A 20,169-nucleotide genomic window follows, 5' to 3' on the forward strand; every position below is an offset into this window, starting at 1 on the left:
GTAACGATTTTGTAAGTACCCGCTGCTACATTGGTCCAGCTAGTACTATATGGGCTGGTAGCATCTGTCACAGATGATCCAATTCCAGAGAATGAGACTTCACTTATCGTCCCATCGGCATCTGTTGCTGTAGCTGCGACATTAATTGTTGCTGGTGCTGTAAACACTGCATTGTTGACAGGGGCTGTAATTTTAACAACAGGCTTCTGATTAACTGCAGGAACAACCGTTACTGTTACCGTATCTGTTCCTACTCCTCCATTATTATCTTTAACATTGGTAACGATTTTGTAAGTACCCGCTGCTACATTGGTCCAGCTAGTACTATATGGGCTGGTAGCATCTGTCACAGATGATCCAATTCCAGAGAAGGAGACTTCACTTATCGTCCCATCGGCATCTGTTGCTGTAGCTGCGACATTAATTGTTGCAGGTGCTGTAAACACAGCATTGTTGACAGGGGCTGTAATTTTAACAACAGGCTTCTGATTAACTGCAGGAACCACCGTTACTGTCACCGTATCTGTTCCTACTCCTCCATTATTATCTTTAACATTCGCAACGATTTTGTAAGTACCCGCTGCTACATTGGTCCAGCTAGTACTATATGGACTGTTAACATCTGTCACAGATGATCCAATGCCAGAGAATGAGACTTCACTTATCGTTCCATCGGCATCTGTTGCTGTAGCTGTGACAGTGATTGTTGCTGGTGCTGTAAACACAGCATTGTTAGCAGGAGCCGTAATTTTAACAACAGGCTTTTGATTAGATTGACTTACAGGAATATTACCTGATATAAAATATTCACCCAGAGAAGAATAATCAGAATAACCTGTAGTTAAAGGATCTCCTTGTCCAGTTCCGTCAATATTTAAATAATAAGTTCCTGCAGAAAGATTGATGTTTAATGTAGCATACAAACCATTTATAGCCGTTGGTCCTGTTTGACCACTTGGAGCTGAGGCTGTAGGATTGGAAGTAGCCAATGTTGTTCCTGATGCATTTTTAAGGGTAGCAACTATATCAAGATTAGGATAAGACGGAGATGGATTAATCGTCAAAGTAACAGTACCACCTGAGGTTGTAAACGAATATATATCAACATCAGTTCTTTGTGAAATGATGCCATAATTTTGGGTTTCTGATACCACACCGGTCTGAGAAGCTACCAAAGCCTTCGCTGTAGCATTTGTATTGCCTGCCTCATCTGTTCTGAAACCAAATCCATTTCCTGTGCCTGAGATAATGGTTATATCATCCTGAGTTTGATTAGCATTTGCATATTCTCCACGACTCCATTGAACTAAGCCCTTGGAGTAACCAACCCCCATGATTGGCGCCCATATACCCTGACCGGCATAATAATCTTCTGCCGGAGAAGTTCTGCCATCATGAGATAACCCCAATGTATGCCCTATTTCATGAGAACCTGCTTCACCACCACCCTTGGTACCACTATTGAATACCCAGCAGGGTGTATCGTCAGTCCACCTAAAAGAATTAACATATGCCACACCACCTGCACCAGGGGAAGCAGTATTGGTGGGGGTAAAAATACATCTAATCCTTTTACCTTTAGGAGCAGCGTTAAACACAGCTTCATTGGTAGTAATGTTAATATTAAAAGCTCTATAATCTTCACTGATCATCTTCCAGATATTAGTAACTTCTGTTTCTGAAAAATTTCCAGGCAAGGCATTGATGGTATTACCTCCATTCCATCTTGTTCCCGTTACAACTTGTCCATCAAAGTCCAGATAAGCAACGGCGACAGCACCGGACAAACTTTGAAGGTTATACACTGATGACCCCGATGGTGGAGCCTGGACTGGTAATGCTCTCTTTTCAGCATTTAAAGATTTATTAAAGTCAATGCAGATAACTTTATTAATATCTTCTTCTTCAACAAATACATTGCCTTTTCTGGAGAAATATTTGAAGGCCTTTCTATCTGAAGGAATTACTACATAACCACTCAATTTTCCATCCACAATAGAAAAAGCAACTGATGATGCTTCTTTACCCTGAACTTCTCCGATGATTAATTCTTCACCATCAACAGCTCTTTTAAGATTAATTTGAGCTGAAACCGAATCTTTAGTAACAGGTATGATACACCTTTTAAGTTTTCGGGTTTTAATTTGATTTTCGGAAATATTTACCGCACTATAAAAATCATCAACACTTCCGATATTTACAGGTGGGGTCGTGATATCCTGGGCTTGAATACTTCTGAAAATAAAAAAAGATAAAAGAATACTCAGAAGTAATTTATCCCTTATATCCCTATAAAAACTCCTAATATTTTGTTGACTAGATTTTGCTTGTTTCTGTTTCATCATATTTTTAGGTTAGCTTGAAACTGGTTTATAAAAATTTAAAATAAGTCTATACTACCTGCCCCGATCTTTAAAATCTATAGGGATATATCAATAAATTCTTTATCAGGTTATCCAATTTTTAATTGAATAAGCTGACTTAATCTGATAAATACTTTAGTAACCTTGACTGATTCAGAGCTTATCAAAATATAAGCTCATAACTTTCATAAATATGGCGCAAGTAAAAATTGCTCCTGCACCTGAAGCATACTCTTATCTGATTGTCAGAAGCACTACTGTCAAAATCTGACACCGGCATTAATGATGGAATACCTGGGAATGTGGTATTTTTTTACTATATCAAAATTTAAAAGATCTCCTCGCAATTCATTTGCGTTGAAATGATTAATCAAAAGGTTGTATGATAAATTCTCGCAAGAACAATCAACCTTAATATTCGGAACCTTATGGGGCAATAAAATAAAGAATTTAGATTAAATATTACAAAAAAAAATTTAAATAATTATAAACATAACCATTTGTATGACAGCCATCATTTCGATTAAAAAAATTTACTAAAGACTTTTTATCAAAAAAGAGAAATCTCTATAAAACTAAAGAAAATAGTATCGGGTCTTAATACTATTTTCTTTATAGAAACTTTATTTTTGAGCAAAATTCAAAACCACAGAAGGAATCAAACCTAATTGCACATTTACAGAAACCATTTTATAATTAAGTTTGTTAGCCTCTGATTCCATAGATGCCGCTTTAAATAAAGTCTTCAACAAAACCTGTATTAATTTTCTGTCTTTAGTCCTTTCGAGCAGTTCTTTTTCCTTTTCTTCTGGTACATCTTCACTATAAATTAAACTAACTGTAACTTTTGGAGGAAGTCCCATTGCAACAGATATCCCATCTTCTTCATACCCTGCCTCCCTGAAGATTTCCCGGGAATCAGAAAGTTCTTTTAATATTGACTTAATCTTCTCGGCACCTATACTCGTGGCCTCTTCCATCTTTGAAATATCCTTCTCATCGATCAGTCCCGTATCTTTAGCCTTGCTCTGGACGCTTTCCTTTACACCGGTAGCAATATCTTTTGCTTTATCAAGTATACTCATAGACTCTACTTTTTGAATTTCTACTTTCCAAAAACAACATTGTAATTTACAGATTGGTTTTTCTATGACATTGTCCCTTCCGGCTTAACTGATACCTCAACAATAGAAAAAATAGTTCAAAAAAAATACCGCATAACCTCGTCGAGTTAATGCGGTTTTTTTTCTTTTGAGACACCATGCATGATGTCTTTGCAGGGATCGTGCATTGAATGTTCTTATATATATCTAATTCTGAATTCCGGAGATCATTAGAATAAAGGCAAACTCCTGCGCTATTTCCTCATACACCTTAAACCTTCCGGTAGTGCCGCCATGTCCGGTTTCCATATTAGTTCTAAGGCATAACAAATTATTATCTGTTTTTAAATCCCTTAGTTTAGCGATCCATTTAGCCGGTTCCCAATATTGTACCTGCGAATCATGCAAACCAGTAGTAATAAGTATATTCGGATATTCCTTAGATTGTATATTATCATATGGAGAATAGGATAACATATATTTATACGATTCCTCATTTTTAGGATTACCCCACTCATCAAACTCTCCAGTTGTGAGAGGTATGGACTCGTCAAGCATCGTACTCACCACGTCCACAAAAGGGACCTGTGCCACTATTCCCTTAAACAGATCTGGCCTTAAATTCATTACTGCTCCCATCAGTAAACCTCCTGCACTACCTCCTTGTGCAAACAGTTTATCCGAACTTGTGTATCCTTGTCCGATAAGATGTTGAGCACAATTAATGAAATCTGTGAATGTATTGATTTTCTTAAACATTTTACCATCTTCATACCAATGCCTTCCCATCTCCTGTCCTCCTCTGATATGAGCAATTGCAAATACAAATCCGCGGTCGAGAAGGCTTAGTCTTTTTGAAGAGAACTCAGGATCAATGCTTATTCCATACGAACCATAGCCATACAACAAAGCAGGATTTTTGCCATTCAAAGACAATCCATTTTTATACACAACAGACATCGGAATTTTAGTGCCGTCATCAGCTACAGCCCATATTCTCTCAGTTTTATAATCTGAAGGATTATATCCTCCTACAACAGTCTCGCGCTTTTTGAGCACCTGCTCACCCGTTCGCATATTGAAATCATAGACAGTATTAGGAGTAGTTAATGAAGTATATCTAAATCTTAGCAATTCTGTATTTATTTCATAATTATCCCGTGTAAACACTGTATAAGCAGTTTCCTCAAAAGGAAGATATTTTTGCTTACCTGTTTCATGTTCTATGATACTTATATTCGTACTTGCATTGGATCTTTCACTTAGGACAAGAAAATTCTCAAACACATCAATATCTTCAAGCAATACATCCTTTCTATGAGAGATTACTTCTTTCCAGAACTCTTTGGAGGTTTGTGTATCAATGGTCTCCATAAGTCTGAAATTTGGAGCATCGAAGTTTGTCATAATAAAGAATTTATCATGAAAATGTTCTATCTGATATTCCAATTCATCCTCTTTTGCACTAAATTCTTTGAACTCTCCATAAGGATTATTCGCATCCAGGATCTTGTAGTAAGAAGCGAGAGTGCTGGTTGATCCAATGATTAGGAACTTTTTAGATTTGGATTTCTCAATAGCAGTGTAAAATGTTTCATCCGCTTCATGATAAATCAGCAAATCAGATGCAGGATCATCTCCGATTGTATGACGATAAATACGATCAGGTCTTAATGTCTCTTCATCTTTTTTAGAATAAAAAACTGTTTTATTATCATTAGCCCAGGCCACATATCCTTCAGTATTAGGAATCTCATGCCCCACATGTTTTCCAGTTAAAAGATCTAAAAAATAAATAGTATATATCCTTCTACTTATAGTATCCAGTCCATAAGCAAGAATAGAATTATCTTCACTTACAGACAAGCCAACCACATTATAATAATCATGTCCCTTCGCCATAACATTAACATCCAGCATCACTTCTTCCGGCGCATCCAGTGATCCCCTCTTTCTGCAATAAACTGGATACTCTGCACCTTCTGTATATCTTACATAATACCAAAATCCATTTTTGAGAAAAGGAACACTTTCATCCTCCTGTTTGATCCTTCCTGTCATCTCAGCATAGAGCTTTCGCTGCAATTGCTCTGTAGGCTTCATTACATTCTGAAAATAAGCATTCTCTGCATTGAGATAATTAAATACCTTTTTAGTTTGTTCATCTTGTTCCTCCGAATCTTTCTGCTCGTCGGTTAAGCGCATCCAGAAGTAAGGATCATTTCTTGTACCAGCGTCTGCAACAACCTGATAATCGATTTTTTCTGCTATAGGAGGTGTATTGTTATTCAATTGATTCATCAGCATTTTAATCTCATTAAATTTTTAACCGGATAAATATCAACATTTAAGAATTTAATTCATAATAAATTCCATTGGCATTTAACCCAAAAACTTTTAGAATTACACATTCTGACCCTCAGTTATTTATAGTATTAACCTTACTAACTGCTGGGATCAGGAAGAAATTACTACTCCTTCATTACAAACATTTTCAATATGCTTAGGTACTTAATCAAACTTCCGATACCATGAGCGTCAATCTAAATCTGTAGTATTTGTAAACGAGGCATCAGTAATTGAGTACAAACAATTTAAAGGAAGAAATCATTTTGTATTAGCTCAGTGGACATGGAAAGAAGATGCAGATTATATACTCAACTGGCTAAAAAAAATATAGGAAGCTTGTACCATTTGCTACAGGCTTTTTATGCCCATTCCAGGCATAACAATTATTCTTCTTCAATTCTTCATGTTTTCTTACATAACTATAATTGCCAGTATCCACGGCTAAAAAAGTATAAAACACTCATTCACAACCCTCCATATTTCTCCCCTTTTCAAGGGGGAGAAAATTCATATAGCGAAAAACACTGAGATGTTGGATTACTCCTATTTTATTGCTACATGCCTGCTAAACCCAAAGACCATGATGTCGTAAATGAAAAAATTATAATTGAGTTTTAATAATTCTTCGAAATATTATTAGTATTAAATGTCCTCCGAAAACAGTTTCAAATCAAAGTACAACAAGCTTTTAATCTCCTCCATTTCTGCGACAATTATATTAGCCTGTTTACTTATCTTCACAATACTTTCCATTAGAAGAACCAGAGAAAATGCATCAGCTTTATCAAAGGCTTCATTTAACCTTTCTCAATGCCAGTCTTCATTTCGAGGTTTTATAATGTATGCCTGGACTGATACTTCATTTGTAGTGACAGGATCAAACAATGATTTATCTGTTTTCAAGGATAATGCCAAAATGTTTAAAGAAGACATTTCAATACTAAAGGAAAACCTCAAGGGTAAGGACCTTGATACTTTAAAAAGTATAGAAGCCTCGTTTGATACAATAAATGTTATCTTTAATAACGTTTCGGAATTGATTAAAGAACGTGGCTTTAAAAATCAGGGACTGGAGGGTAAAATGAGGGAAGCGGCTCATTCGCTTGAGAAAAGTCCAAGTTCAGATAAAAGCCTTGTGCTGAGCCTTAGAAAGCATGAAAAAGATTTCTTTCTCAGAAAGGATAAAACATATCTGACAAAATTTGATCAGACTGCTGCAAGTCTAGAAAGCAAGATCATTGCACTTCCTGACTCCGCGGAAAAAAGTCTTCTGATCGATAATTTAAATTCATATAAAAACATATTCAGTGAAATTGTATCAATAGAAAATCAAATAGGGCTAGATAGAAACCAAGGATACGTAAGCAAAATCAATACATTAACAAGAGAATCCATTCTTAAGCTTGACATTTTAAGAAATTCATTTGACAACAAAAGTACCAGCCTTTCGGCAACAACAGTATTAGCAATACTATTCCTTACTTTAGGTTTGATTGCAGCAATATATCTGGCACTTAATAAGTTCGTAAAACCTGCTTTTGAACCAATTCAGGAAATACAATTCAGAGCTACTGAAATCAGTGAAGGTAACCTGTCTGTGAGATTTGACGAATTCAGAAATAACAATGTACTTAAAGATCTGATTGCTGGTCTTGAAAAGATAGTATCGAGGTTTAAAACCACAATGGATCAGGTAGAAGCTATAAGTTCCCGTAAGATATTATCAGAACTGCCATTAAATTCAGATAAGGATGAAGTTGGTAAAACAGTTAACCTTATCATAAGACAGCTTAAGACTATTGACGATGATGAGCAGCAAAGAGCCTGGCATAATGAAGGGCTTGCTACGTTTGCTAATCTTCTTAGAATACATGTAAATGATGCTGATATACTATTTGATCATTTCCTAAGAGAATTAGTTAAATATATAGATGCCAATCAAGGAGGCTTATTCATCATAGAAGAAGATGATGATGCCACAAGCTATATGCTAATGAAAGCCTGCTATGCATACGACAGAAAAAAATTCATTAACAAAAGAATCAATCCCGGAGAAGGGCTTGCAGGTGTGTGCTGGCAGGAAGGTGAAACAATATACATGTCGGAAATACCAAAAGATTACATGTATATAACATCTGGAGTTGGAGGAGCATCTCCAGCTAACGTGGTCATTGTGCCTGTAAAATTCAATGATAAGATATTCGGAGTAATAGAATTGGCTTCATTCAAAATAATTCCAAATCATAAGATCAAATTTATTGAAGCCATAGCTGAAAGTTTCGGATCTACTGTTCACAATATGAAGACTGGTACCAGAACTCGTACTTTACTGGAACAGTCTCAGATTATGACTGAAGAACTAAGAGCTCAGGAAGAAGAAATGCGTCAGAATATGGAAGAGCTTCAGGCAACACAGGAAGAAATGGAAAGAACTGTTAGCTCTCTTAAAACCATGACCAAAGAACTTGAAGTAAGAGAAAAGATATTCGGATTAACTACCATTCTATCCGAGTCAGATAAGTATGGGACCATTCTTGATATCAACTCAAAATTCTCTGAAGTATCCGGCTATTCAAAGGAAGAACTTGTAGGAAAGCCTCATAATATTCTGAGAGATCCCGATATGCCAAAAGAACTCTTTAAACTTTTTTGGGATACTATTAAGTCTGGTAATACCTTTAAAGGAATACTAAAAAACAGAGGTAAAGGTGGCATTGTTTATTGGGTGAGTGCTACTATAGTTCCTATTAAAGATGAAAATGGGAATATTGTAAAATATATTGGAGCACGTTATCACATTGAAGATGAAAACTTTGCATTGCACATGTATAACAAACAAGCAAGTGTACTTGGACATCCGTTACTAAATAACAAATCCTGAATAGTTAATAAAATTAAAACTCCGGAGTTATTGCAATCACAGTAATTTCGGAGTAGATATTTTTACCAGTAAATATCACACTACATAAAACTTCTCAAGTCTCATTATATCCTCACGGTATTTTATCGAAATTTGTTCTTATTTAAGAAGTTCCAATTGGGCCTGTGCTAAAGTGTTTGTATATTTAATAGCCAGGAAATGAAAAACAGGATAATCTTTACATTTATTATAATTTACCTTAGCAGTATAACCTGTACTGTTGCTAAGACCTCTTCTTTAAGATTAAATTATATTACAGACGATTCTCTAAAATATACTTTTTCTTCAGCTTCAAGCCTTTTTATAAAATCCCCAGAAAAATTTAAACAAGCTGATAATGCAGTAAATATCAGGCTAAAAGCAAATAAAATATGGATTATCTTTCCCGCAAAAGATATACCTGTGAATGGAATTTTACTTGTAAAAAATTCATTCTTAGATCACATCAAAGCTCATTTTATTAGAAATAATAAACTTATTGAATCAAAGGAATCAGGCAGTATCCTGCCTTTCAGTTATAGAGATCAGCCAGCAAATTTTCCCAATTTTTTTATCCCAAAAAATACAGAGCTCATCTGTTTGGAAATACAAACCAGTGGACCTATGAAAGTTCCAATTGAGATATACTCTGAAAAAGAATTTATTACAGATATTCAGCAAAACATATCTCTTCATTTTCTTTACATAGGCCTGATCGTACTTACAGTTACCCTGGCAATTGCCTCCTATGCATGGCTAAAAGAAAGCTTATTCCTTCAATATGCACTTTCAATCAGTGCAACAGGGTTTATAACCTTGCTTAATTTTGGTTATGCATTCCAATATTTCTGGCCTGAAACCCCTTCTATAAATCAATATAGTTTTATATTTTATATACTTACAATTTTCAATTTTTTATTCATTGAGAAACTGTTATTCTTGAAGAAACATTCTCTCTGGCTCTTCTTCACTTTCAGAATATTTTATGTAGTAAATATAGTTTCATTTACTTTTAATGCTTTTTTCAATACAACATTTCTAAATGAAATAGTTTTCGCTGTATTCTGCATCGGTACTTTGCTGCCACTATTTGCGGGAGTATACTTACTGAAAAAATTAAGAAAAATTGAAAAGCATACAATAGGGTTCTTTTTAACGGGCAGTATATCTTTCTTCATGGGAATACTGGTTTATGTCATTACGATGAATGGAATCATTCCTTTGAATGTCATCACAGACAACTCCATACAAATCGGATCTGCTATTGAAATCATCTTTTTTAACCTTGCTATATTGAGCAGACTTAAATTATTTAAACTGGAAAAAGATAGTATTGTCATTGAACAAAAGCATTTTCTTGAAACAGAAGTAATGTCAAGAACGCTCGAACTGAGAGAAAAGAATATTCTGATAGAGCTTAAAAACAAGGAACTGGAAGAGCAACAAGAACAGCTCGAAAAAATAGTAGAGAAAAGAACCAGTCAACTTATAAAACTTAACAAGGACCTTAACGATAGAAATTTCAGGCTGGAACAATTTGCCAATATTACAGCGCACAACCTCCGAGGCCCAATTGCCACTTTACTGGGACTATGTGAGTTGTTTAATGAAAGTACCCCATCAGATCCTCTGAATGCAAAAGTTATTTATAACATCAAAGAGTCATCAGTAAAGGTTGACGGCATTCTAAAAGATCTCGCATCATTGCTTGATCATCATAGAAATACCGATGCTATGATGGAAAAAGTAAAGTTTGAAAAAGTATGTCTGGAAGTACTTGACCTTCTAGAAAATGAAATCAAAACAAGTGGAGCTGTTGTGAGCTATGATTTTACTGAAACCGCTTTCACTCCTGCAATCCCATCTTACCTAAAGAACATATTCTTTAACCTTGTTCTCAATAGTATTAAATATTGCAGAAGACATTGTATCCCAACTGTCAATATCAAATCATACACAGAGGGAGATTATCATTTCATTGAGTTTAGAGATAACGGAATAGGTGTGGATCTGGCACTGTACAAGGAAAAGATTTTTCAACCTTATCAACGATTTCATCTGGAAATTCCAGGTAAAGGACTAGGCTTGTTTATCACCAAAACTCAGATTGAAAGTATGGGGGGAAAAATATCTATTGAAAGCGAAATTGGAAAAGGAACTTCCTTTACTGTCGCTTTGCCTGCTTCAATAGCTGCAGAATATAAGGAGGAGCTGTCTCTAAAAGAGAACAATTAAAGACAGACTCCGGTAAAATTTTATTTGTAGCTAATTTTATAAATCGTTCCCTTCACATCATCAGATATATAAAGCGCCCCATCCGGTCCCTGAGCCACTCCACAAGGTCTGTGTTTAGCGTCTCCAGGCGAGTTGACCTCCTCAGTACCAGCAAAATTATCTGCAAATATTTCCCATGATCCTACAGGTTTACCATCTTTAAAGGGCACAAATGCTACAAAGTAACCTTTTTGTTTTAAAGGTGCTCTGTTCCATGAGCCGTGAAATGCTATAAATGCACCGTTTTTATATTTTGCAGGAAACTGATCTCCTGTATAAAACAAAAGTCCATTGGGAGCTAAATGCCCTGGAAATACTATAGCCGGATCAATTGCATCTTCCCCTCCTGTTTTCTTTCCATCTCCCCCATACTCAGGTGAAAGTATTTTCTTTTTCTGAAACTGGTCATAATAAATATATGGCCAGCCAGCATTGTCACCTTTATTAATAGCATACATCACTTCAGCAGGTAATTCAGCACTTTGCTTTTCATTAAAAAGGTTTGGATATAGTTGAAACAACTGGTCTCTGCCATGCTGCATAACAAACAGTTGGTTGTTCTGATTATTCCAATCAAGTCCTACAACATTCCTTAATCCCGTCGCATAACGCATACCTTCAGCATAACTCTGACTTGCCTTATCTGCTTTAAATTGCCAAATGCCACCGGCAGAATCAAGGATCGGACAAGGAGCCATTCCTGGAGAACCATTGACTCTATCCTTCTCCTGACAAGCATTAGACGGAGCTCCTATGTTAACATAAATATTGCCATTATTATCAAGTGTTATGGATTTGGACTCATGCTGCCTTCTGCCCACCAGACCTTTTACAATTATTTCAGGACTTTTTTGATTACTTACCTCCCCTTTGTCATTGAGTTTATATCTATATACTTCATTATTGGAAGAAGCATACAGGTAATCACCTTTGATTGCAATACCGGTACCTTTATAGTCACCAAATCCTGAAATATTCTCTGCTTTCCCATCTTTGTTTTTATCTTCAAGATATAACACCGCGCCTTTGTCTGAAGGTCTGTCAAGTTTCACATACACGTTTCCTTGTCTGGTCACAGCAATATGACGGGATTTCCCAAGGTTGTCTGCGACGATTGTTCCTTTGAAACCCTGAGGCAGCTTCAAACCTGTTTTACCAGGATCATTGACAAGTGTGGTTACTAAATATCCATTGACAGAGTCAGGATTAAAAGACTGAGCATTACCTTCCACCTTAAAATGCAGTAAAACTAGTACTATCAAAATAACCTTTTGCATGGTTTTTAATTTATATAATGTTATTAATTAATGATTCATATTTTATCAATATAGCCAACACATTCAATCACAGAATAGCTCGAATAAAACTTTTATATTGCCACTATTTTTTTTCACCCTTCCTATTTGTCCGTTTTCAAGACGAACCTTTATACCTCTATGATGTTTAGGTGCACTTGTCAGTACATTTCTCACTACTCCCCTGGTTAAAATCCCCGTCTTTTGATCCTTCTTCAAAACTATATCTACCAAAATTCCAGGTTTAATATTGGCTCTGATCTGAGAATCCATTATATGCAAAATTTTCTTTCTAAAATAAAGGATCTTAAAATTTTATAAAAATCAAATATGATCATAATCACATTATAATTTTCAAAATAGATTAAATATATTGTGAGACAGTTCTATACAAGGATTAAATTCTTTTCAAAACCTAGCATAAAAATGAGTTCTAAGACAATCACCGGCAATATCATTGACATTGAAGGCAGACGTATTTATAAAGGCATTATAAGGCTCTCAGGAGGGCGCATTGAGAATATTGAAGAATCGGCTGAAGTTTCTGATAATAAATATATTCTTCCTGGCTTTGTAGATGCTCATGTTCATATAGAAAGTTCAATGCTGGTTCCTTCTGAATTTGCCAGACTTGCTGTATTACATGGTACTGTAGCCACAGTTTCCGACCCACATGAAATTGCCAATGTATGCGGTATGGAAGGAGTTGAATTTATGGTGAATAATGGAAAACAGGTTCCCTTTAAATTTAATTTTGGTGCTCCCTCCTGTGTTCCTGCCACAACCTTTGAAACCGCAGGAGATGAGATCTCTGCAAAAGATATTGAAACGCTTTTAAAAAAGCCTGAAATAAAATATCTGGCAGAGATGATGAACTGGCCAGGTGTACTTTTCAATGATCCCGTTGTATACGAGAAGATCAATATTGCGAAAAGACTTGGAAAAGTCATAGACGGACATGCTCCCGGACTTAAAGGTGAACAAGCGAAACAATACATATCAGCAGGGATTTCCACAGACCACGAATGTTTTACAGCAGAAGAAGCTTTGGACAAGCTTAAGTATGGAATGAAAATACTCATAAGAGAAGGAAGTGCTGCCAAAAACTTTGAAGCTCTTATTGATCTTTTAAATGAACATGAAGATTCTATAATGTTTTGTTCAGATGATAAACATCCGGATAACCTTGTAATTGGCCATATCAATGAACTGGTTAAAAGAGCGCTCAACAAAGGAATTGATCTCTACAAAGTTTTAAAAGCTGCCTGCATCAACCCGGTAAAACATTATAAACTGGAAGTTGGACTTTTGAAAACAGGTGACCCTGCTGACTTTATTATCATTGATAATCTTAAAGATTTTAATATTCTCAAAACCTTTATAAATGGTGAGCTTGTAGCTGAAAATCAAAAGAGCTTCATAAAACAAGTTCCTGTAACACCAATCAACAGATTTAATACATCCCAGAAGAAGGTTTCTGATTTTAAAATAGCATCTTCCACTGGAAAATCAAGAGTTATAGAAGCCCTGGACGGCCAATTGATCACCCGATCCATTGAAACTGAATTACCACTTGAAAATGGTTATTTGCAATCTATTCCAGAGAAAGATATATTAAAAATTACTGTTGTAAACAGATACAAAGAAGCAATTCCTGCAAAGGCCTTCATCAAAGGATTTGGCTTAAAACAAGGAGCGCTTGCATCATCCATCGCACACGATTCTCATAATATAGTGGCAGTTGGAGTTAATGACGAAGAAATTACTAAAGCGGTAAACGAAGTTATCAATAACCAAGGCGGCATCTCTGCAGTGTATGATGGTAAATTATACTCTTTACCTCTTCCTGTCGGTGGTTTAATGTCTGCAGAAGACGGCTATGTTGTAGCTGACAAATACACAGAGCTTGACAAAATTTCCAAAGCAATGGGAAGCACACTTACGTCACCATATATGACTCTGTCCTTTATGGCTTTGCTTGTTATACCTTCACTAAAGCTCAGCGATCTAGGGCTGTTTGATGGGGATAAGTTTGAATTTGTGAGGTAGTTTTAGTTTTAAGTGATATGTTTTAAAAGCACAAAGCTGAAGGCCAAAAGCTAAAAGTTCAAAAAAATAAGCTTCCGAATTTTCAATCTCAGGAAGCTTATTTATTTAATACTCCTTTACTTTCTCTCCTCCTCTCATCGTCTTTTTTCATCGGTCTCCTTTCTAAATTATTCTATCCTTCATTCCATACTCTCTGCTTAGCTCCTTCATCTTTTCATAGAATGCCTTTCTGTAGTAATAAGGAAGCTCATTGGAATTATTAAAAAGCTTTTCATACTTATCCTGTAATTCCGGGAAATGCTTTTTAATAGCATTTAATACAAGAGTCTTACTATCGGATTTGTCATTTCCGAAAAGAGTAATAGTTGCAGGCATTACATAATCTGCATTTAACTCTTTAAATGTTTTGAAAAATAAGTGAAGATTTTCAGTTGTATCTGAGATATACGGTATCAAAGGCATTAAGCTGATTCCTGACAAGAAGCCATTTTCCTTAACTGCTTTACAGGCCTCCAATCTTGCAGAGGGCGAAGTTTCTCCCGGTTCAAAGATCTTTGCAGTCCGATCATTCAATGTTGAAAAGGAAAATGAAATAATTGTTCCTCTTTTCAATTTCCCTTGGAGATCAGAAGGTATAATTGCTGTTTTATCTATTTCATCCAAGATATCTAAATCGCGAACAACAAGATCAGATTTGGTAATGATGTGCACAGAAAATTTATAACGTGCGACAAGCTCAAGCGCTTGACGAGTAAGTCGATACTGCTCTTCAAGCTTTAAATATGGATCAGTTGCTGAAGAGACTACAATGATGCCATATTGATTTTTTTTCGATCTTAGATGAAGTTGCTTTTCAAGCAACTCAATAGCATTCATCTTTGCAGAAATGCTGTCCTCAAGATTTTCTCCATACTTGCTACCTCTTATATAGCAGTACAAACAATTGAAAGAACAACTACTGTAGAGATTTAAAGTATAGTCATCAAGAAACCAGGGATCGCGCCTCTTGGTTTTATTTAATATAGTCTTTACTTCTATTTCCTTTGGCATACAAATTTCGGTCAAGACCAATCTTTACTTTCGTTCTGAACCACACTCCTGTCTTTTCTGGATCATCAATAATATCTCTATACTTCTTTATTATCTCCGGATGAAACTTGGCCGTAGTTTTCGCGGCCCATCCAATTCCTCTTTTTATCTCACCATCCTTTGCATTCGCAAGACTTAAAAGAAGTTTAAACAGTTCTTCTGTCTCTTTTAATGGAAGTCCTTTTTTGATGCATAATGAGCTCCCGGACCAATAGAACGTACAACAAACGGACTAGCATTATTCGATAGCTGATAAAGAAAACTTAATGCTTCAGTATTATAGCGAAGCAATGCAATACCATAAACACGTTCTCCTATGATATCTGTCACATACCACTCCTCACCTTGCTCTATGTATTCTGCTGCTTTCTCCATGGATTGAATAAAATTTACGGAAAGCCTTTTTTGCAGCATAATACCAATCAATACGTTTCCTCCTATCGTTTTGAGTTTTGATATGCCAGAACAAAACTCGATATGATCCTTCTCTTCAAGTCTTTGGGATATTTCTGTCGCACAATATTCAAGCAAAGGGAATTTAATTTTAGGAAATAATAATCGCTGGTAAACCTCAGATAAAAAAGCATTAAAACCTTCAGCATCCAAAGCTTCAAAGCATTGTAATATTTCATGATTAAGGTCGCCTTTTTTGGTAATTGATTTCATAGGATGAACAATTGTGAAGGAATACTTTGGGATTGTAAAGCACTCTCAATATTCACGAGAACCTACCAGTACCACCCTATAAAAATAAATAAAAAGTGCGACTTTAGAAGTACCGTATTTGAATTTATATCGTCGGCCGCCATGGCTGTAAATGTTACTCATATTGCCTTCTATTCAATTATTTTCAACAATCATATTTTATCAATTTCAAAATGGCATAATAACACTATATTTAAATAATTTTATATCTAGAAAAATTCTATGGCCATCTTTATTATCGTTCTACCTATTGCCCTAGCAATACTTGCTTTTCTATCTTATTTAATTACTAATTTCTCGATGAAAAAAATTCAGGTTAATAAGAATAGAAGTTTTTTGAAAGTTTTAATCTTTATCTCTAGTTTTGTAATACTTTTATTTTTAACCTTTTTATTTTTTGCTTTTAATATCACATTTAAAAGATAGCTTTTGCCTGTTTCTTCTAATAAATATTTCTGCAATTAATAAATTGATCAAAAACCCTATCCAGGCATCAATCATATAAATGGTTGTATTATCCATTGCTGTGAAAGTAACAAATACTAGTTTCCATAATCTCAAGCTTAATGCTGATAAAGTCAATGCATAACTTCTAATCATGTATTCCTTGTGTTTCAGAATTTCACCATTTCTAATAGCCACTACTGCTTGCAAAGTGAATGTAAACCATAGGAAGTCTAAGGTTAGAAAGGCTAGTTTTGAAGGTAGATAGCCATTGGCACAAATAGCTAATACTAAACCTACTGGAAAATTTATTAAAAGGATATTGTATGCATATAATCTTCCGAAAAGTTTATGTAAAATTTTGTTATTCTGAATTAGTGAATTTGAAAATTGAGTGAACCCTGCCAGTAAACAGAAGAAGCATGAGAATACATGAATATAAAAAGCCACCTTCCATGTATTATTTCCAATGTATTCTTGCTTATATAATAGAAAGCCGACATTATCTTGAAAATTTCCATATTGAGAAATGGTTATTAACATGATAAGAGTAAGCATTGCCAATGTTAAAATAACAGCAAGTTGAATTAAATTAAGTTTAGAGAAGTATATCAAAATTTATTAAATATGTTTCCAAAATAATTTAACATCCGTTCCTAAGGTATTAAGAAGTAACCTAGCCAATGGTTCTTCTTTATTAACATCTGGCTCTGCATTATTAATTGCAATTCTAAAAGAACCAAATCCGCAATCCCCTTCATAAATCAAGTCGTTTAAGTTTGTCACCAAATTGCAGCACTCTGTTCTAAAGGCCATATTTTCAAAATGAGAATGATCATAAGATTCTGACATCTTATCTTGCCAGAATTCGATTGATAATTCTTTTTGGCATTTATTACATAACACACTTTTAAAATTCTGTCCTTGGTCAATGAACTCAATCAAGTCGTAAATCTCCAAGGTTATTTCACAATTTGGATATTCTTGTGCAAGTACCTCAAGAGTGCTTTCTATTTGATTATTGGTTGGATTATAATTCGGATTCCTTGAAATGATTATCAATTCATGCCCAGAAGAAATAGAATTGCTTGGCTTAATTGTTATTATATTTTTACTCATTACTGATTATTTCATCTTGCTAGGAACTTTGTTTATATACTCTTTATTGCATTTATATTTTCATTTACTCTACTAAAAATATTCATTTTTGGAATAATATTTTAAAAAGTGAAATTCTAGTCGTCCGACCTTCAAATTATAAGCTAAAAATTCTGACATTTGAGCTTTTGACCCCGAAAATGTCACCTAAAAGCTCCGAAATTCAAGTTTCTAACCTTGAAAAGTTATAAAAACAAAAAAAAGGCTGCCTCTTTACAAAGCAACCTTTTTGTTTTTATAGGATGATTAATTCAAAGAACCTTTTATCATTTCCGAGCGCTCACAATTTCTTCATATATTTTTTTAAACTGATCATTCATCTTATGAAACCATTCCAGATATTCCTCTGATGAAAATGAAGTGATATTGCCTTCACTGTCTTCATGATCTAAGTATATCCATCCATTTTCACGAACGATTTCAATAAAATTATCAGGTGGAGAATTTAAAATATGCTGTATAGAATCAAGAAAGCCTTTAGCCACTTCAGGATAATTATTAATACGCCATTTCCAAAGATTAACAGCTTCCTCAGGGGTGTTATCCTTCCAGATTTCTTTTAGGAACTTTATAAATTGATTGTTAGTATCCATATTCTTCTCTTATACTTTCAGCTGGCTTAATAAGGCCAGGCACTATTAAAACCAAAACCTCCTTTTGCACCATCTAAAGGCATTATTCTTACTTCAACTCCTGCTGGCGCTGCCTCTGCAGCTGTTAATGCTGCACCTGCCGGGCCAGCAGTAATACCAGCAAAATCAAATGTATTACCTCCTCCGGTAATTACAACACTTCCTAAACCCGGAGCAACAGCAACACCTGGCTGCGGATTGTTAACGATCATTGTGTCTGTATTAGCCAAACTAGTCATATTTGCGGTCCAATTCTCTCCAGGTAGCATTGGTTGGTTTCCTACGCCAAGTCTGTGTATGTAACGAGGAAGAACAGCTGCGCCGACTTTAACTCCAGTAAAAATATGTGTAGAGGTTGTACCGCAAGGAATTTGCCCCTGTTTAGAACCGGTTGTTAATATTTCTTCCCTCCAGATAGGCCATAAGTTATTATTATATAAATAGTCTAATGCTAACTGCATTTCAGTTTGCCCGTGCCCTAAATCATTAAACGCTCCTGCTTTATTTGGACAGGAAGCAGGTTCATGCCGGGTTATTCTATATGCTAAATCAATATCATTTCGAATTTTACCAAAATTATTAATCACATGCCTGTCTTGAATATGCGCATTTGTAGATACTGCACGGGCATCTTCAACATTAGGCTGATCGGCATCCCGAGGCTTTTGCCCCTCGTATTCAAAGAACATTCTTTGGACAGCTTCAGGTTTACCATATTTAGTTTTCAATTCTTTTAAAGCCAGTTTCTGGCGGATTATCGCCTGATCAGCTGTTTCATCCGCACCCGTTGATGTATCTTTTAATATAGCTCCCGTTGTAGTGCCCGGCTTAAAACCTGGTGTAACATTGGCATGATCCAAAGCACAGTAATACCACAATTCATCATTAGACATACCTTTAAAATTTTGTCCGGTAGGGAATAACTTTTCGATATCCTTCCCTGCCCTAGCTCCATTATCAACAGTATGCCTTAAATGGCCTTCAATTTCTTTTCCTGACAATATTTTTTCACCTACATCTGTCCCTTCTGCTTTTACATCAGTAATAGATGACTTTTCTTCTGGTGTTGATACACCATCTAATTTTAAATGCCCTCGCATTGTAGTCATAAGGGTTTCGATTTCTGCAGGGCCCAAGGAATCCTTCTCTGCTAAAGTAGCAAACATTTGCCATGCTTTGTCTCCATCTAATCCATCTTCTTTTAAAGGGGCTTTGATTTCTTTTAATTTATCTTTAACCTTTTTAGCATCTGATTCTTTTGTAAGTAAATTAACCAAAGCGTCGGTGTTATTAAGTTTTTCAATTAACAGTTCTAAAGAATCAAAATTAGATGCGGCTTTGTCCACTATTTTATTCAACTCCTTAGCATCTGATTGCTTGATAAGTAGTTTCTCTAAAATACTGTTATCAGCCACCTTTGATATCATGTTTTCCAGATCAGCATAGTTGGCTGTAGTTACAGCTACTAGTTTATTTAATACTTTGGCATCGGACTCTTTTGCCAGTAATTTCTCTAATACACTTATATCATTTACTGTTGGGATCAAGGCTTCCAGGTCAGCATAGTTAGCAGTAGTTATCGATACAAGTTTATTTAATTCTTGAGCATCGGATTGCTTAACCAATAGTTTCACTAAAACTCCAGTATCTTTTACCGCTGGGATCATGTTTTCCAGATCCGCATAATTGGCTGTGGTTGCTGATACTATCTTATTTAACTCTTTCGCATCTGACTCCTTATCCAATAGTTTTGACAGAACATCCGCATCCTTGACTGTATCAATTAATACCTCCAATGAATCAAAGTTT

14 protein-coding genes are annotated in these 20,169 nt (G+C 35.4%); 3 read left to right on the forward strand and 11 right to left on the reverse strand.

Annotation, left to right across the window (positions count from 1 at the left end; genetic code table 11):
- The 3 genes from J7604_RS18240 to J7604_RS18250 form a co-directional block, all read right to left on the reverse strand.
- Window positions 1-2,345: Ig-like domain-containing protein (locus tag J7604_RS18240; protein WP_293898746.1), on the reverse strand; the 2,345-nt coding region annotated here is incomplete at its 3' end.
- A 641-nt stretch (window positions 2,346-2,986) separates the two neighbouring features.
- Entirely contained in the window at window positions 2,987-3,448 is a 462-nt protein-coding gene (locus J7604_RS18245) for a hypothetical protein (RefSeq protein WP_293898749.1), read from the reverse strand.
- A gap of 225 nt (window positions 3,449-3,673) precedes the next feature.
- Window positions 3,674-5,773: a S9 family peptidase gene (locus J7604_RS18250; protein ID WP_293898752.1), complete on the reverse strand. Its 2,100-nt coding sequence runs from the start codon at window positions 5,771-5,773 to the stop codon at window positions 3,674-3,676.
- A 688-nt stretch (window positions 5,774-6,461) separates the two neighbouring features.
- On the opposite strand from J7604_RS18250, the gene J7604_RS18255 reads away from it, so the two are divergent.
- Together J7604_RS18255 and J7604_RS18260 are read left to right on the forward strand one after the other, a co-directional pair.
- Window positions 6,462-8,696: a PAS domain-containing protein gene (locus J7604_RS18255; protein WP_293898755.1), complete on the forward strand. Its 2,235-nt coding sequence runs from the start codon at window positions 6,462-6,464 to the stop codon at window positions 8,694-8,696.
- A gap of 198 nt (window positions 8,697-8,894) precedes the next feature.
- Window positions 8,895-10,949, forward strand: coding sequence for a sensor histidine kinase (locus tag J7604_RS18260; RefSeq protein ID WP_293898758.1), 2,055 nt, complete (start codon window positions 8,895-8,897; stop codon window positions 10,947-10,949).
- 20 nt (window positions 10,950-10,969) lie between these two features.
- On the opposite strand, the gene J7604_RS18265 is transcribed toward J7604_RS18260, so the two are convergent.
- Together J7604_RS18265 and J7604_RS18270 are read right to left on the reverse strand one after the other, a co-directional pair.
- Window positions 10,970-12,265: a PQQ-dependent sugar dehydrogenase gene (locus J7604_RS18265; RefSeq protein WP_293898761.1), complete on the reverse strand. Its 1,296-nt coding sequence runs from the start codon at window positions 12,263-12,265 to the stop codon at window positions 10,970-10,972.
- 63 nt (window positions 12,266-12,328) lie between these two features.
- Window positions 12,329-12,556, reverse strand: coding sequence for a YwbE family protein (locus tag J7604_RS18270; RefSeq protein ID WP_293898764.1), 228 nt, complete (start codon window positions 12,554-12,556; stop codon window positions 12,329-12,331).
- A 153-nt stretch (window positions 12,557-12,709) separates the two neighbouring features.
- On the opposite strand from J7604_RS18270, the gene ade reads away from it, so the two are divergent.
- Entirely contained in the window at window positions 12,710-14,332 is a 1,623-nt protein-coding gene (ade, locus tag J7604_RS18275; RefSeq protein WP_293898767.1) for an adenine deaminase, read from the forward strand.
- A gap of 162 nt (window positions 14,333-14,494) precedes the next feature.
- On the opposite strand, the gene J7604_RS18280 is transcribed toward ade, so the two are convergent.
- From J7604_RS18280 to J7604_RS18305, 6 genes are all read right to left on the reverse strand, one after another.
- On the reverse strand, window positions 14,495-15,382 hold the full coding sequence (locus J7604_RS18280) for a radical SAM protein (protein ID WP_293898770.1): 888 nt from the start codon (window positions 15,380-15,382) through the stop codon (window positions 14,495-14,497).
- A 207-nt stretch (window positions 15,383-15,589) separates the two neighbouring features.
- Window positions 15,590-16,087, reverse strand: coding sequence for a hypothetical protein (locus J7604_RS18285; RefSeq protein ID WP_293898773.1), 498 nt, complete (start codon window positions 16,085-16,087; stop codon window positions 15,590-15,592).
- A 429-nt stretch (window positions 16,088-16,516) separates the two neighbouring features.
- Window positions 16,517-17,185, reverse strand: coding sequence for a DUF2306 domain-containing protein (locus tag J7604_RS18290; RefSeq protein WP_293898775.1), 669 nt, complete (start codon window positions 17,183-17,185; stop codon window positions 16,517-16,519).
- A 6-nt stretch (window positions 17,186-17,191) separates the two neighbouring features.
- Window positions 17,192-17,689 (reverse strand): hypothetical protein, encoded by a 498-nt coding sequence (locus tag J7604_RS18295; protein ID WP_293898778.1) that lies wholly within the window; start codon window positions 17,687-17,689, stop codon window positions 17,192-17,194.
- Window positions 17,690-17,994: 305 nt separating this feature from the next.
- On the reverse strand, window positions 17,995-18,321 hold the full coding sequence (locus tag J7604_RS18300) for a hypothetical protein (RefSeq protein ID WP_293898781.1): 327 nt from the start codon (window positions 18,319-18,321) through the stop codon (window positions 17,995-17,997).
- A 26-nt stretch (window positions 18,322-18,347) separates the two neighbouring features.
- Window positions 18,348-20,169, reverse strand: a 1,822-nt coding sequence (locus J7604_RS18305) for a hypothetical protein (protein ID WP_293898784.1), incomplete at its 5' end; no start/stop codon positions are given.

Source organism: Sporocytophaga sp., assembly GCF_017745095.1.
GTDB lineage: Bacteria > Bacteroidota > Bacteroidia > Cytophagales > Cytophagaceae > Sporocytophaga.